Annotated in this window: 9 protein-coding genes; 4 read left to right on the top strand and 5 right to left on the bottom strand. The window is 71.2% G+C overall.

What is annotated here, in order from left to right; translation table 11 throughout:
* Positions 1–220: 220 nt before the first annotated feature.
* A complete protein-coding gene (locus tag TCUR_RS19700; protein WP_012854320.1) occupies positions 221–409 on the top strand; it encodes a hypothetical protein in 189 nt (62 codons plus the stop codon).
* 23 nt (positions 410–432) lie between these two features.
* On the opposite strand, the gene TCUR_RS19705 is transcribed toward TCUR_RS19700, so the two are convergent.
* The gene (locus TCUR_RS19705) at positions 433–1,521 is read right to left on the bottom strand and encodes a DUF8094 domain-containing protein (protein ID WP_012854321.1); all 1,089 of its coding nucleotides are present in this window, start codon (positions 1,519–1,521) and stop codon (positions 433–435) included.
* Between the two features lie 188 nt (positions 1,522–1,709).
* Between TCUR_RS19705 and prfB the strand changes: the two genes are divergently transcribed.
* Both prfB and TCUR_RS19715 read left to right on the top strand, forming a co-directional pair.
* The gene (gene prfB / locus TCUR_RS19710) at positions 1,710–2,846 is read left to right on the top strand and encodes a peptide chain release factor 2 (RefSeq protein ID WP_012854322.1); all 1,137 of its coding nucleotides are present in this window, start codon (positions 1,710–1,712) and stop codon (positions 2,844–2,846) included.
* Between the two features lie 334 nt (positions 2,847–3,180).
* Positions 3,181–4,116: a DUF8094 domain-containing protein gene (locus TCUR_RS19715; RefSeq protein WP_012854323.1), complete on the top strand. Its 936-nt coding sequence runs from the start codon at positions 3,181–3,183 to the stop codon at positions 4,114–4,116.
* A gap of 42 nt (positions 4,117–4,158) precedes the next feature.
* On the opposite strand, the gene TCUR_RS19720 is transcribed toward TCUR_RS19715, so the two are convergent.
* Positions 4,159–9,003 (bottom strand): NAD-glutamate dehydrogenase, encoded by a 4,845-nt coding sequence (locus TCUR_RS19720; RefSeq protein ID WP_012854324.1) that lies wholly within the window; start codon positions 9,001–9,003, stop codon positions 4,159–4,161.
* 480 nt (positions 9,004–9,483) lie between these two features.
* Entirely contained in the window at positions 9,484–11,070 is a 1,587-nt protein-coding gene (locus TCUR_RS27585) for a serine/threonine-protein kinase (protein ID WP_012854325.1), read from the bottom strand.
* A 454-nt stretch (positions 11,071–11,524) separates the two neighbouring features.
* Here TCUR_RS27585 and TCUR_RS19730 point away from each other — a divergent pair, with 454 nt between their 5' ends.
* Positions 11,525–11,992, top strand: coding sequence for a C40 family peptidase (locus TCUR_RS19730; RefSeq protein WP_052305566.1), 468 nt, complete (start codon positions 11,525–11,527; stop codon positions 11,990–11,992).
* Between the two features lie 168 nt (positions 11,993–12,160).
* On the opposite strand, the gene TCUR_RS19735 is transcribed toward TCUR_RS19730, so the two are convergent.
* Together TCUR_RS19735 and TCUR_RS19740 are read right to left on the bottom strand one after the other, a co-directional pair.
* A complete protein-coding gene (locus TCUR_RS19735) occupies positions 12,161–14,164 on the bottom strand; it encodes an acetoacetate--CoA ligase (RefSeq protein ID WP_012854327.1) in 2,004 nt (667 codons plus the stop codon).
* Positions 14,165–14,328: 164 nt separating this feature from the next.
* Complete coding sequence (locus tag TCUR_RS19740; protein ID WP_012854328.1) at positions 14,329–15,078, bottom strand: HAD family hydrolase; 750 nt, start codon at positions 15,076–15,078, stop codon at positions 14,329–14,331.
* Between the last annotated feature and the right edge of the window lie 132 nt (positions 15,079–15,210).

Consider the following 15,210-nt stretch of genomic DNA (forward strand, 5'->3'; position numbering starts at 1 on the left):
TGGCCACCCCCGAGGGGGCCCTCGCGCCTGCACGGGCACGGGGCACTCCGGGATAGCAGCCCGGTTGACCTGGGAGCAGTCTAGGGGGGAAAGTCAAGCGTCCCGGTCCACTCGCGCCGACTCCGCGGTTTCGACGGTCACGGACCGGCCAAGGTGACCATACAAGGCAGCTAGGGTGGATGGGGGCAAAAAAGGCCATTTACCCCAAGGAGGTTGCGAGATGAGCTGCGATCACATGATCTGCGGTCGATGCTCGCACCCGGTCAGTGAGGGGCGCTGCCGCAGCTGCCGGCAGTTCCGCGACGAGCTCCACGGGTACGGGGTCGTGGTGCCCTCCACGATGCTGCTGGCCGTCCTGCTCCTGCTGCTCGCCCTGGCCTTGACACTGCGGCTGAGCACCCTCGGCTGAGCGCTCCGGCTCTTTGCGGGCCGTCAGTTGACCTTCTGCGGAGCGGTGGCCCGGACGGCGGCGCCGTCGATGGCGATCACCTCCGCCTTGGGCTGGGTCTTCTTGCCGTTCTTGGCGTCCTTGATCTTGGGCGGGTCGTAGGCGGCGAACTGCAGCACCTCATAGACGTTGAGCTGGTTGCCCAGGATCAGGCTGTCGAGCAGGTGGGCGGCCTCGGTGGGGATGGGCGGACGGTCGTTTTCGTCCTTGGCCAGCGTCACGGTGTCGCGGCCCAGCGCATACAGCACAAAGGCCCCGCCATCGACGGTGCGCAGCGAAAAGATCGGGTACAGCGTGGCGGGGAAGACCACATCGAAGGCCAGGCCCTCCTTGGCCGCCCGCTTCTTGATCTGCTTGGTCTCGGTGAAGTAGCCGGTGGTGCCCGGACCCGGCTTCATCAGGTCGGCGGGGACGCTGTCGGGGCCCTCCTCGGCGATGGCCGCCTGGATGCCGGCCAGGCTCTTGGGCGGGATCAGCAGGTCGTCTTCGCCGGTGAGCACCGCGGTGGCATAGCCTTCGGCGTCCAGTGCGATCTTGGGCAGCCGGGCCTTGTCCCGCAGCAGCGTGGACAGGCTGAGCTTCCAGGCCGACTCCCGGTCGCGGCGGATGAAGGCCATGATCGCGGTGCGGCTCCGGCCGGAGCCGGCCCGCCGCCCGGCGGCGGCCCGCTCGGTGCGTTCGGCCACCACGACGAACCACTGCGGGAAAGTGGACTCCGACAGGCGCGGGACGTAGATGGTCGGGCTCTTGTACTCGTGGCGCGGCACCGGCTCGCCGTGGAAGACGGCCCGGCGGTACTCGGCGGCGGTGATCGGGGTCTGGCCGTCGGCCACCCAGTTCAGCGCCAGCCGCTCATCGCCGCTGGCGCGGGCCACATCGTCGTTGTTGACGAACTTGCTGAACTCGCGGGCGGCCACCTGCGGGGTCAGCCGCTGCGGCTCCGCCGGGGAGGCCGCCGCCACCGGGGCGGTCGGGGCGCTGCGGTCGCCGGCCGAGCAGCCGGCCAGCAGGGCCGCCGGCAGCACCCACAGCAGCACCGCGACGACCGGCACGGCCAGTGAGGATCGTTTCACCGCCTGTCCCCCCGACTCGTCCGGCTCGGCGTGCTGATGAGACGTGCTGATGAGTGAGACCTGATGAGGTGAGATTCTGCCATCAAGAAGCGTACGTGCGCGTGCCGGGACCGGTTCGGCGCGTACCGTCGCAGGCGGCGGACGCGCAACAGACCGGACCGGTGCCGGGCCGCGGATAAACTCACAGTGTGGCAGGCATCGATTCCGTAGATCAGCTCAAGGAGCTCGGCTCGACCCTGACCGGGATCGAGGCCGTGCTCGACCTGGACGCCATGCGCGCCGAGATCGCCAAGCTGCGCGAGGAGTCGGCCGATCCGGACCTGTGGAGCGACCAGGAGCGCGCCCAGCAGGTGACCCGCAGGCTGTCCTACCTGGAGAACGAGCTGAACCGGGTGACCTCGCTGCGGCAGCGGCTGGAGGATGTCGCCACGCTGTATGAGCTGGCCGAGGAGATGGACGACGCCGACACCCGGGCCGAGGCCGACGCCGAGCTGGAGTCGCTGCGCAAGGACATCCAGCAGCTGGAGGTCCGCACCCTGATGTCGGGCGAGTACGACCACCGCGAGGCGCTGATCACCATCAACGCTCAGGCCGGCGGGGTGGACGCGGCCGACTGGGCGCAGCAGCTGCAGCGGATGTACCTGCGCTGGGCCGAGCGGCACGGCTACCCGACGGAGATCTACGAGACCTCCTATGCGGAGGAGGCCGGGATCAAGTCGACCACGTTCGCGGTCAAGGCCCCCTACGCCTACGGCACGCTGCGCGGCGAGCACGGCACCCACCGCCTGGTGCGCATCTCCCCGTTCGACAACCAGGGCCGCCGCCAGACCTCGTTCGCGGGGCTGGACGTGGTGCCGGTGGTCGAGCAGAGCGACCACGTGGAGGTCGACGAGAACGACCTGCGGATCGACGTCTACCGCTCCTCCGGCCCGGGCGGTCAGGGGGTCAACACCACCGACTCGGCGGTGCGCATCACCCACATTCCCACCGGGATCGTGGTGTCCTGCCAGAACGAGCGGTCCCAGCTGCAGAACAAGGCCACCGCGATGGCGGTGCTGAAGGCCAAGCTGCTGGAGCGCAAGCGGCAGGAGGAGGCGGCCAAGATGGCCGACCTGCGCGGCGAGGGCACCAGCAGCTGGGGCACCCAGATCCGCAACTACGTGCTGCACCCCTACCAGATCGTCAAGGACCTGCGCACCGGCGTGGAGTCCGGCAACCCGGCCGCGGTGCTGGACGGGGAGATCGACGAGTTCATCGAGGCCGAGATCCGCTGGCTGCGGCAGCGGGAGAGCGAGCAGAAGCAAAAGCAGGAGGCGACCTCTTAAAGCCGCGGGCCGCCGAGGCACGGCGGCAGATTGCGCATTCAGACAGTGACCACATGGTCACTGTGCGATGATTGCGGGAGGGTCTTCCGTTCCCCGGGAACGCCCCGGGTGCCCGCTTTCGCCGTCAGCCGACCGTTCCGTCCTCTTTAAGGCTTTCGCGCGGCGGGACCCGATCGTAGGCTCTATGGCCCCGCCGGGCACCGGTTCCCGCCCGCAAGTCCTGACCGCTGCAGGCGGGCGAGGCGGTGCCCGGCGGCATCCGGCCCGCGCAGGGACGCCGCCGCCGAGTCCGTACACTGGCCGCGCCCTTGTTGTTCGTCCCGAGGTGGGGAGCATGCGCCGACAGGTGGCCGGTGTCCTGGCCGGTCCGCTGCTGCTGGGGTGCCTGCTTGCGGGGGGCTGCACCGGAGGCGGCGCGGCCGACCCGCACGGCCGGCCGGCTGAGGACGCCCCCGCGGTGTCGGCGGCGCAGTCGCAGGAGATCATCGCCGGCTGGGCGGCGCGCTACAACCGGGCGGTGGCCTCCGGCCGGGAGGCCGACTGGCGGGAGCTGACCACCGGTGCGCTGCAGGAGGTGATGGTCGAACGGGCCCGCGTCCACGGCGGGCTGCCGGACTCCGAGCGCATCGCCCTGCACAACCCCGCCCTGTACGTGCCGCGGCTGCCGGCCCACCCCAAGTGGTTCGCCGTCGCCGCCCTCGACGACGTGGGCGGGCCCACGCGCCAGGTGCTGGTGCTGTTTCAGCAGGCCAGGCCGGATGAGCCGTGGCGGGCCGCCCACCTGCTGGAATTCCGCGGGGCGCCGCCCAAACTGAGCTATGACGGCCAAGGCTATGCGATCGCCGCGACGGACGCCTCCCTGCCCGCCGGGCACGCCGGGTACCTGTCGTCGGGGGACATGACGACGTTCCGCCCCGACCGTTTCACCCGGCGGGCCCGCACCGCCGCCCGCCCCTCGGCGGCCCCCGCCGGCTGGTCGCTGACCAGCCGGTTCGGCACCGGCCCGCACCCCTCCTACAGCCTGCGCACCGACGACGGCGGTGCGCTGGTGTGGTACTCCATCGAGCAGCGGCAGACCTTCCGGGCCTCGGGGGCGGCCCGCCCTAGCACGCTCCCGGCGGACCTGCGGGCTTATCTGACCCGGACCGGGCGGCTGTCGGCCACCCGGATCCAGGCCTCCTGGACGTGGCTGGCCATCGGCTACGCCCCGCCGCAGGGCACCACCCATGTGCTGGGTGAGAGCGTCCACCTCACGCAGGTCCGCACCTGACCCGCACCGGGCGGTCCGGGCGGGCCCGGACCGCCCATCCGATCACAGGGTGACGGCGGTGACCAGGGTGCGGATGGCGCCCAGGGCCACGGTGAGGGTGGCCAGGTCGAAGCTGTCGCTCTCCCAGATCTCGCCCAGCGTGCGCTGGGCGCGCGCCACCGCGCTGTGGTTCTTGTCGCTCCAGCCGGTCAGCCGCTCCTCCGGGCTCAGGCCGGGCTCGGTGGAGGCCAGCACGTCCCGGGTGAGCGCGGCGTGCGCGGCGTACAGGTCGTCGCGCAGCGCCGCCCGGGCCATGGTCTTCCACCGGTCGCCGCGCGGCAGCGCGATGATCCGCTCGCGCAGCCGGGCCAGCTGCAGCCGGTCGGCCAGGTCGAAGTAGACCTCGGCGACCTCGGTCACCTCCCGGCCGGTGTCGCGGGCGATCTCCACCAGGTCAAAGGTGGAGTAGGCGGGCACCATCAGCGCCACCTGCTCGGCCAGCTCGTCCGGCACGCCCCGCTCGGTGAACCAGGTGCGGCGCTCTTCGAAACGGGCCAGGTCCAGCCCGGCCAGCAGCTTGGGCAGCTGGTCGGTCAGGGCGCGGGCGCCGGCGGCGAAGAAGTCGATGGTGTCGCTGATGCCGAAGTGGGGGCGCCGGTTGCGCAGCAGCCAGCGGGTGCCGCGCTCGGTGAGCTTGCGGGCCTCCAGCAGCATCTTGATCTGGGTGGACTCCTCCACCTGGTAGGACAGCCCCTCCACCCGGCGCCAGAAGCGGGGCATGTCGAACACCTGGCGGGCCACCAGGTAGGCGCGGGCGATGTCGGGGCCGGCGGCGCCGGTCTCCTCGTTGATCCGGAAGATGAAGGTGGTGCCGCTGTTGTTGACCAGGTCGTTGACCACCCGGGTGGTGATGATCTCCCGGCGCAGCGGGTGGCGGTCCATGTAGGGGCGCAGCCGCCCCCGCAGCGGGGTCGGGAAGTAGTCCACCAGCCACGACTGCAGGGACGGGTCGTCGGGCAGGTCGGAGGCCAGCAGCTCGGCGTCCAGGGTGAGCTTGGTGTAGGCCAGCAGCACCGCGAACTCCGGCCCGGTCAGCCCCAGCCCGGCCTGCCGCCGCTCGGCCAGCGTCTTGTCGTCGGGCAGGAACTCCAGCCGCCTATCCAGCCTGCCCTCGCGTTCCAGCTTGCGCAGGTAGCGGCCGTGGACGTGGAGCATGGAGGGGGCCTGGCGGCGGGCGGCGGCCAGTACCACGTTCTGGGCGTAGTTGTCGGCCAGCACCAGCTCGGCGACCTCGTCGGTCATCTCGTCCAGCAGCGCATCCCGCCGGTCGCGGGTCAGCTCCCCGTCGCGCACCGCCTGGTCGAGCAGGATCTTGATGTTGACCTCGTGGTCGGAGGTGTCCACCCCGGCGGAGTTGTCGATGAAGTCGGTGTTGATCAGCCCGCCCTTGCCGTCGGGGCCGCCGCGCAGCGCGTACTCGATGCGGGCCAGCTGGGTGAAGCCCAGGTTGCCGCCCTCGCCGACCACCTTGCAGCGCAGTTCGGCGGCGTTGGCGCGCACCGCGTCGTTGGCCTTGTCGCCCACGTCGGCGTGGCTTTCGGAGGTGGCCTTGACGTAGGTGCCGATGCCGCCGTTCCACAGCAGGTCCACCGGGGCGCACAAGACCGCGTGGATCAGCTCGAACGGGGTCATCGCCGTCACCTCGTCGCCGATGCCCAGCGCGCGGCGCATCTGCGGGGTGATGCGGACCGACTTGGCGGTGCGGGGGAACACCCCGCCGCCGGGCGAGATCAGCGCCGGGTCGTAGTCGGCCCAGGAGCTGCGCGGCATCTCGAACAGCCGTTTGCGTTCGGCGTAAGAGCGCTCGGGGTCGGGGTCGGGGTCGATGAAGATGTGCCGGTGGTCGAAGGCGGCCACCAGCTTGATGTGCCGCGACAGCAGCATCCCGTTGCCGAACACGTCGCCGGACATGTCGCCGATGCCCACGACGGTGAAGTCCTCGCGCTGGATGTCCTTGCCGAGGGTGCGGAAGTGGTATTTGACCGACTCCCAGGCGCCGCGGGCGGTGATGCCCATGGCCTTGTGGTCATAGCCCACCGAGCCGCCGGAGGCGAAGGCGTCGCCCAGCCAGAAACCGTAGGAGGCGGCGACCTCGTTGGCGATGTCGGAGAAGGTGGCGGTGCCCTTGTCGGCGGCCACCACCAGGTAGGGGTCGTCGCCGTCGTGCCGGACGACCTTGGGCGGCGGCACCACGGCGCCGTCGACCAGGTTGTCGGTGATGTCCAGCAGGCCGCTGATGAACTCCTTGTAGCAGGCCACCCCGGCGGCCAGGTAGGCGTCGCGCCCGGCGGCCGGGTCCGGCAGCCGCTTGCCGACGAAGCCGCCCTTGGCCCCGGCGGGCACGATCACGGTGTTCTTGACCGCCTGGGCCTTGACCAGGCCGAGGATCTCGGTGCGGAAGTCCTCGGGCCGGTCCGACCAGCGCAGCCCGCCCCGGGCCACCGACCCGAACCGCAGGTGCACGCCCTCGGTGCGCGGCGAGTAGACGAAGATCTCGAACTTGGGGCGGGGTTCGGGCAGGTTGGGGATGCTGCGGGGGTCGAACTTCAGCGACAGGTAGGGCTTGTCCTGGAAGTGGTTGGTGCGCAGCGTGGCGTTGATCAGCGCCAGGTAGGAGCGCAGGATGCGGTCCTCATCCAGGCTCTCCACCTCTTCCAGGGCGCCGGTGATCTCCTCGGCGATGGCGGTGCTGCGCTCGGCCTCGCCGTCGATCAGCGCCGGGTCCAGGCGCGACTCCCACAGCCGCACCAGCAGCCGGGTGATGGCGGCGTTGCGCAGCAGCACCTGCTCGATGTGCCGCTTGCTGAAGTTGATGCCGGTCTGCCGCAGGTACATGGCGTAGGCCCGCAGCACCATGGCCTGCTTCCAGGTCAGGCCGACGTGCAGCACCAGCGCGTTGAACCCGTCGTTTTCGATGTCGCCGCGCCACAGCGCCCGGAAGGCGTCTTCGAACAGCTCCTTGACCTGGTCTTCGGGCACCGCGCTGACCGGCTGGTAGCGCAGCCCCAGGTCGTAGATCCAGTAGCGGCGCAGCTCGGAGGTGACGATCTCATAGGGACGCTCGTCCACCACCTCCACGCCCATGTTGTGCAGCAGCGGCAGGATGTGCGACAGGGAGATCGGCGGACCCAGCCGGTAGATCTTCAGCCGGCGTTCCCCGGTCACCGAGCGGCGCGGCTTGTACAGGTCGATGCTGATCTCGCCGTCCTCGCGCAGCGCGTCCAGCCGCCGCAGGTCGGCGACGGCGGTGTGGGCGGGGAAGTCGGCCTTGTAGCCCTCGGGGAAGGCGTCGCCGAACAGCTTGGCCAGGCGACCGGCCTGCTCCCCTTCGCACTGCTGGGCGATGGCGTCGGCCAGGTCGTCGGCCCACGAGCGGGTGGCGGCGGCCAGCCGGGCCTCCAGCTCGGCCGGGTCGGCCTCCGGCAGCGGCTCGCCGCGTTCCCCGCGGACCACGATGTGCAGCCGGGCCAGGGTGGACTCGGAGACCATGGCGCTGTAGTCGACGGCCACGCCGTTGAAGGCCCGCCGCAGGATCTCCTGCATGCGCAGCCGGATCTGGGTGGTGTAGCGGTCGCGCGGCAGGTAGATCAGGCAGGACATGTAGCGGCCGTAGACGTCCTTGCGCAGGAACAGCTTGAGCTGTTTGCGGTCGCGCAGCCGCAGCACGCCCAGCGCGATCGGCAGCAGTTCCTCCACCGACATCTGGAACAGCTCATCGCGCGGGTAGGTCTCCAGGATCTCGGCCAGGTCCTGGCCGTCGTGGCTGTCGGGGGTGAAGCCGGCCCGGTCGATCACCTCGTCCAGCTTGCGTTTGAGGACGGGGATGTGCGCGATGGACTCGCTGTAGGCGACATAGGTGAACAGGCCCAGAAAGCGCCGCTCCCCGACCACCTCGCCGTTGGCGTCGAACTTCTTGACGCCGATGTAGTCCAGGTAGTGCGGGCGGTGCACGGTGGAGCGGGAGTTGGCCTTGGTGAGCACCAGCAGCTTCTTCTCCCGGGCCTTGGCCCGCACCGGCGGCGGCAGCGCCGCGAAGCCGCCGGAGTGGGACTTGTCGTGGCGCAGGATGCCCAGCCCGGTGCCGGTCACCGGGGTGAGGACGGAGCCGTCCTCGCTCAGGTCGTAGTCACGGTAGCCCAGGAAGATGAAGTGGCCGCCGGCCAGCCAGTCCAGCAGCTCGACGCCCTCGGCCAGTTCCTTGTCCGGCAGCGGCGGGGGGTTCTGGGAGATCTCCCGGGCGATGGCCTTGGCCAGCGCGCGCATCTTGGGCTCGTCCTCGTAGGCCACCCGCACGTCCCGCAGCACCCGCTGCAGGTCCTCTTCGACCTGCTTGAGCAGGCCGGGGTCGGTGATGCGGTCCACCTCGATGTGGATCCACGACTCGTCGAGGTCGTGCGGGCTGGCCTTCTTGGCGCGGAAGGCGTGCAGGCGACCGGCCACGTCGCGGTCCACGCCCAGCAGCGGGTGCACCACCATCTGGGTGGTCAGGTCGTGGCGGAGCAGCTCCATCGTCACCGAGTCGACCAGGTAGGGCATGTCGTCGGTGACCACCTGGACGACGGTGCGCCCGGGATCCCAGCCGTCCTCCTCGCGGCTGGGGTTGAACACCCGCACGTTGGCGCGGCCCTGGGGCCGCACCCGGCCGAGCCGCCAGTGCGCCAGGGCCGGGCCGTAGATGTCGGCCGGGTCGCGTTCGGCCAGGTCCTCGTGAGGTACGTGCCGGTAGTACAGCCGCAGGTAGGCGACCGTTTCCCGGTGGTCGCCCGGACGGTCACCGGGGGCTTGCGCGCAGGCCTCCACAACCGTTCGAAGCAGTTCGTCCTTGGCCGGATCGAGCTCGCCGCCCATGTAACACTCCCCTAGAACTTTGCGTCACCTCTTTGTGACGCCGCTCATGGGCGCCAGCCTAGTCATCCAACGCCCCTTTCGCTGGACGAAGATCGGGATACCCTGCGACGACAAGAGCGCACTTCGCACCGGGACACGTTCCTGTCTTTTTCGGAAATCAGCGGCGATGGCGCCGAGACGGGGCCGGATAGTGCCGAAAATAGAGATTCTCGCAGCGCTGTCGTCGCAGGAGAAACCACCGCCCCATGCCGCGGCTCCCGGGCTTCATTTCAAAGACCGGTCTCAGGTCCGGGGAGCGCCGCGCCCGGATTCGGATCGCCCCAGGTCACACCGCCCCCTGCAGGCGGTCTGCGGAAATGGCGCGCCAAAAAGTTCAGTACACCCTTTTTGGTGCCTGTTCACCGATCGGCGGGGATCGTTCCCCGCCCCGGCGACCGGCATCCGCACGGACGCCGGTCGCCGGGGCGCGGGCGGCGAGGTTCAGTGACCGTCATCGGCCGTCCCGCCGGAGTCCTCCCCTCCCCGGCTCGGCTCGGGGTCCGGCTCCTCCGGTTCCGGGGCGTGCGTCGGAGGATCCGCCGGAGGGTCGGACGGCTCGGGGGTGTGGTGCGTGGGCGGCGTGGTGGGATGGGTGGGCGGCGGCGTGTACGGCGGCGGGTTGTGCGGATCGCCGCTCGTCGGCGCGGCACTGGGCGTGGCGCTGGGAGTGTGGCCGGTCGGGGTGGGGGTGGGAGTCACGCCACTGGATTGCGTCCCGGTCGGCTGGGTCCACCCGCTGTTCTCCGGCACGCCGCCGGGGGCCCGGGCGGGGGTGGAGGTGGCCGACTGGCTGGAGTTCCCGGAAGTGGGCGCGATGTAGTGGCGGTCGTTGAGCGCCGAGGCCGCCAGTGCCGCGATCGCCACGGCCGCCGCCAGCGCCCCGGCTCCGGCCAGGAGCGCCCGCCGGTTCAGGGCGGGCCGCCGGTCCGGGTGCGGGCTCGCGTTGAAGGCGGCCTCCGCGGGCAGAGTGGCCTGGGCGTCCGGGTCGAAAGACGCCGCATGCCCGCCCCCTGAGCCCGGGTCCGTGAACGCCTCCGGGGAGACATCCGCCTCCCCCGGGGTCTGGCCGGCCGGCACCGCGGCCACGCCCCCGAGCGCTCCGGCGGCGAGGGTGGCGGCCTGGGCGAGCGTCCCCTCCTCGAACGGGGCGGCGGCCGGGTCCGGCGCGCCCGCCGGGGACGCCGCGGCGGGCGCAGGGGTCTGCTGCTCCTGGCCGAGCAGCCGCAGCAGGATCTGCCGGGCGGTCGGCCGCCGGGCCGGGTCCTTGGCCAGGCACTCGGCGACCAGGGAGCGCATGGGCTCCGGCAGGTCGCCCAGGTCCGGTTCGGCGTTGACGATCCGGTTGACCACGCTGGGGATGGTGTCCATCCCGAAAGGGGCCTGGCCGGTCGCCACATAGGCGATCGTGGCGCCCCAGGCGAAGATGTCCACGGCCGGCGTGATGGTCCCGCCCGACAGCTGCTCGGGCGCCATGTAGGCGGGGGTGCCGACGATGCGGCTGCTGGTGGTGGCGGCCGACAGGTCCTTGGCGACGCCGAAGTCGATCACACGCGGGCCGTCCTCGGCGATCAGCACGTTCCCGGGCTTGAAGTCGCGGTGCACGATCCCGGCCTGGTGGATGGCCACCAGCGCGGTGATGGTGCCGATGGCCAGCCGCTCCAGCGCCGAACCGGTGATCGGCCCCCGCTCGGTCACCAGGCGCTGCAGCGACGAGCCCGTGACGTACTCGCTGACGATGTAGGGCTGATCGCCCTCGACGTCGACGTCCAGCACCTGGGCGGTGCAGAACCGGGCGACCCGCATGGCCGCCCGGGCCTCCCGGACGAACCGCTCGCGCGCGGCGGCGTCTTCCACCAATTCCGGGTGCAGCAATTTGACCGCGACATGACGGCCGTCCGGTGCGGTGCCGAGATAAACGGCGCCCTGACCGCCGGACCCCAGCCTGCCGATCAGTTCATACCCGCCCAACCGGCGCGGATCGCCCGTGCGCAGCGGAGTCGCCGCCGGCTTCGGGATCGAGGTCGCCATGACCGATCCTCCCCCTCCAAGTGCTGACGGGCCGTTCGGTCCGGTGATTCATCCGGTCGGTCCCACAACGTCTGTGATGCCGAGGAGCGCTTTCGGGTTCGCCCTTCATAAGGACTAGAGAGGACGGCAGTGATTGAGAAAAGACGGAATGTAATTAAGTGGCTACGGGTAGTGGTTGCTGTGGCGTTCTTCGAGAGGGGGTACGACACAAATGTCAATTCCTTTAAAGGCGCTCTGCGGTGCGGCCACCGTGGCCCTGGCACTGGTGCCCAGTGTCGGTCAGGCCCGAGTATCCGGCCACGCCGCGGTGCCGCGACCCGATAAGACCGCCAGAGGGCATACCGGTCACGTCGCGGCGCAGCAGCCACAGCACGGTCGCCCTGAGGGGAAGCAGGGTGCACCGGCGGGCCTGTCGCTACGGCACGACCTGTACGTCCGGCAGAACGCCGCTGTGATGCGCGAGCAGGCGCTGCAGACGGCCCTGCGGCGGCGCACGGTGCGCTACCGGCGGGCCAAGCTGATCGAGCAGTGGCAAAGGCGCGCCGACCGGGCGGTGCGCTTTGCGCTCAAGCAGCGCGGCAAGCCCTACCAGTGGGGCGCCACGGGCCCGCACAGCTACGACTGCTCCGGGCTCGTCCAGCAGGCCTGGCGCCGGGCGGGGGTGTCCATCCCGCGGGTGTCGCAGGCGCAGTACCACGGCATCCGCACCAAGGTCCCGCGCGACCGGCTGCGGCCCGGAGATCTGGTGCTGTTCAACGGGCTGCGGCACGTCGGCATGTACATCGGGCGGGGCCGTTTCATCCACGCGCCGAGGACCGGCCGGACGATCACCGTCGAACGGCTGCGGGGGTACTACGCGCGCAGCTACGTGGGCGCGGTACGCCCGGCCTGGCCCCGGCTGCCCAAGGTTCCCAAGCACTGATACCGCTCATCGACCGAACCGGCCGCACGCAATTTTCGGCGCGGCTCCCCGCATCACCGCTGCGACCCGGTGATGCATGGGCAGGCCCGCCGCGTCCGGCCCGCCGGTCTGTTCGGTGCCCCGGGCATAGGGCATATGCCCGGGGCACCGCCGTTCATGCATGGAACTTCACGGCCGGTAGTGCTCCAGCACCTCGGGGTTGGCCATCGAGCCGGGATTGGCGGCCTTCTCCACGGGCGTGCCGAGCAGGATCTTGCGGACCGGGATCTCCAGCTTCTTGCCCGACAGGGTGCGGGGCACCCCGGGGACCTGCCGGATCTCGTCGGGCACATGGCGGGGCGACAGCGCCGTGCGCAGGGCCTGCCGGATCCGGCCGGCCAGCTCCTCGTCCAGGGCGACGCCCTCGGCGAGCTGGACGTACAGCAGCAGGCGGCCTTCTTGGCCGAGCCGGCCGGTGTCGATGACCAGGCTGTCGACGACCTCGTCGAACGCCTCCACCACCCGGTAGAAGTCGGAGGTGCCCATCCGCACCCCGCCCCGGTTGAGGGTGGAGTCGGAGCGGCCGTAGATCACACAGCCCCCGTCGGGCAGGATCTTGACCCAGTCGCCGTGCCGCCAGGCCCCGGCGAAGCCTTCGAAATAGGAGCCGCGGTAGCGCGCGCCGTCGGGGTCGTTCCAGAAGAACACCGGCATGGACGGCATCGGCTCGGTCAGCACCAGCTCGCCGACCTGGTCGACGACCGGTTTGCCGTCCTCGTCGTAGGCCTCGACCTTGGCGCCCAGCCCCCGGCACTGGATCACCCCGGCCCGCAGCGGCAGCAGCGGGCACGGCCCGACGAACCCGGTGCACACGTCGGTGCCGCCGGAGAACGACCCCAGCAGCAGGTCCGAGCCGACCGCCGCATAGACCCACTCGAACCCCTCCGGCGGCAGCGGCGAGCCCGTGGAGCCGATGCCGCGCAGCCGCGACAGGTCGTACTCGGCGCCCGGCCGCAGGCCCGCCTTGCGGGAGGCCATGATGTAGGGGGCGCCGACGCCCAGGTAGGTGACGCCGAGCTCGGCGCTCAGCCGCCACAGCTCATCCCCCTTCGGCGCGCCGTCGTACAGCACGACGGTGGCTCCCACCAGCAGCCCGCCGATCAGGTAGTTCCACATCATCCAGCCGGTGGTGGTGTACCAGCAGAACACATCCCCCGGCCCCAGGTCCTGGTGGAACGACAGCGCCTTGAGGTGCTCCAGCACGATGCCGCCGTGCCCGTGCACGATCGGCTTGGGCAGCCCGGTCGTCCCGGACGAGTACACCACCCACAGCGGGTGGTCGAACGGCACCTCTTCGAAGGCCAGGTCGTGGCCGGGGCGGGGCAGGTCGGCGTAGGCGACGCCGTTGCGCAGCAGCCCGTCCGGGGAAGCGGCCGGGTCCAGGTAGGGGATCAGCACGGTGGCGCTCAGCGACGGCAGCGCGGCCTCGATCTCGGCGACCACCGCCCGGCGGTCGAAGCGCCTGCCGCCGTAGACGTAGCCGTCGACGGCGATCAGCACCTTGGGCTCGATCTGGGCGAACCGGTCGATCACGCTGGCGGAGCCGAAGTCCGGCGAGCAGGAGGACCAGATCGCCCCCAGCGAGGCGGTGGCCAGGAAGCAGATCAGCGCCTCGGGGATGTTGGGCAGGTAGGCCGCCACCCGGTCGCCCTTGCCGACCCCCAGCCCGGCCAGCCCGGCCCGCACCCGCGCCACCTGATGCGCCAGCTCGCCCCGGGTCAGGACGCGGTGCCCGCCGGCCTCCGAGCGGAAGACGACCGCCACCTCCTCGGGGCGTTCCACGGCCCCGCGCAGCGCGTTGGCCGCGTAGTTGACGGTGGCGCCGGGGAACCAGCGCAGCCCGTCCACCGGCATCGGCCCGCCCCGGCGCACCGGGCCGTCCCCGCGGGTGCCGACCACGTCGAAGTAGGACCACAGCGAGTCCCAGAAGGCGTCGATCTCGGTCACCGACCAGCGCCACAGCTCCTGGTAGGAGGCCTGCGCGCCGGGGCCGAGACCGCGTTCGGCCAGCCACCGCCGGTACCGGGTCAGCTGCGCGCGCTCGATCACCTCCGCCGGCGGTTCCCACAGCACCCGGCCCTGCGCCGCGTCCTGCCGGCCCTCCTGCACACTGGCGGCCTCATTGCCTGCCATAGCTCCCACCTCCGAGTGGACCATACGCCCGCCGGTGCTCGGTCGCTTCCTTCCCGGCCTCTCCCGGGACGCAAGCGTCCCGGCGTCGATGGTCCACCCAAGACGGACGCGGGCTCAACGACGCGGGCGCGGCGGGCGGCCGAGACGACCCCGCCAGGCGCCGGTCAGGAACGGGCCGGGGCGGTCAGGTGATCGACGGCGCGCAGGACCGTGTCGGTGTCGGCCAGGGTGGGCAGCACGATGTCGGCGCCGGCGGCGCGCAGCTCGGTCTCGGTGGCGCTGCCGGTGGCGACCGCCAGCACCTGGGCGCGGGCGATCTTGGCGGCCTGCACGTCGCGGGCGGAGTCGGCGATGTAGACGGTGGGTCCCTTGGCGGTCCCCTCCTGCCAGGCGGCGGACTCGTCGAAGGCGACGCCGTACTTTTGGGAGGCCTTGCGCCGGGCCAGCTCCAGCAGTGCGGCCTTGCTGTAGACGCCGTCCTCATAGCCGCCGACCTCGGGGTCGATATGGGAGTCCAGGCCGAACTCGGCGAGCTTGATCACCGCGTTGGGGCGGATGCAGCCGGTCAGCACCGACTGCACGGTGCCTGGCCGCCGGGCCAGGGCCGCCACCGCCTCCTTGGCGCCCGGCAGCAGCCGTCCCTCGGCGCGCAGCCGGCCGCGCCGGGCCGCGAACGCCTGAGCCAGCGCGGACATGAACGCCGGCAGATGCTCGTCGGTCACCTCGACGTCGTTGAACGCCAGCGTCTCGAAGATGATCTCCGACTCGGTGCGCCCGGCGGTCGGCGCCAGTTGTTCCAGGGGGCGCCCCGTGGTCCGTTGAAAGGCCTCGGCGTAGGCGTCCCGGGTGACCCTCCCGACATCGACCAGCGTGTGGTCGATGTTCCACAGCACCAGACGATAGGTCGTCGACATCCCGTTTCCCACTGTGCTAATGCCGACGCCCGGGAGCGCTCGTCCCGGCACGGTAGCGGCGTTCGCCCATAGCCTACGGTCAGGGGTCGTGCCTGGACAGCCCCGCTCCCGATATCGCCCGTGCTCGTTCGC

The sequence above is a fragment of the Thermomonospora curvata DSM 43183 genome, from assembly GCF_000024385.1.
GTDB lineage: Bacteria > Actinomycetota > Actinomycetes > Streptosporangiales > Streptosporangiaceae > Thermomonospora > Thermomonospora curvata.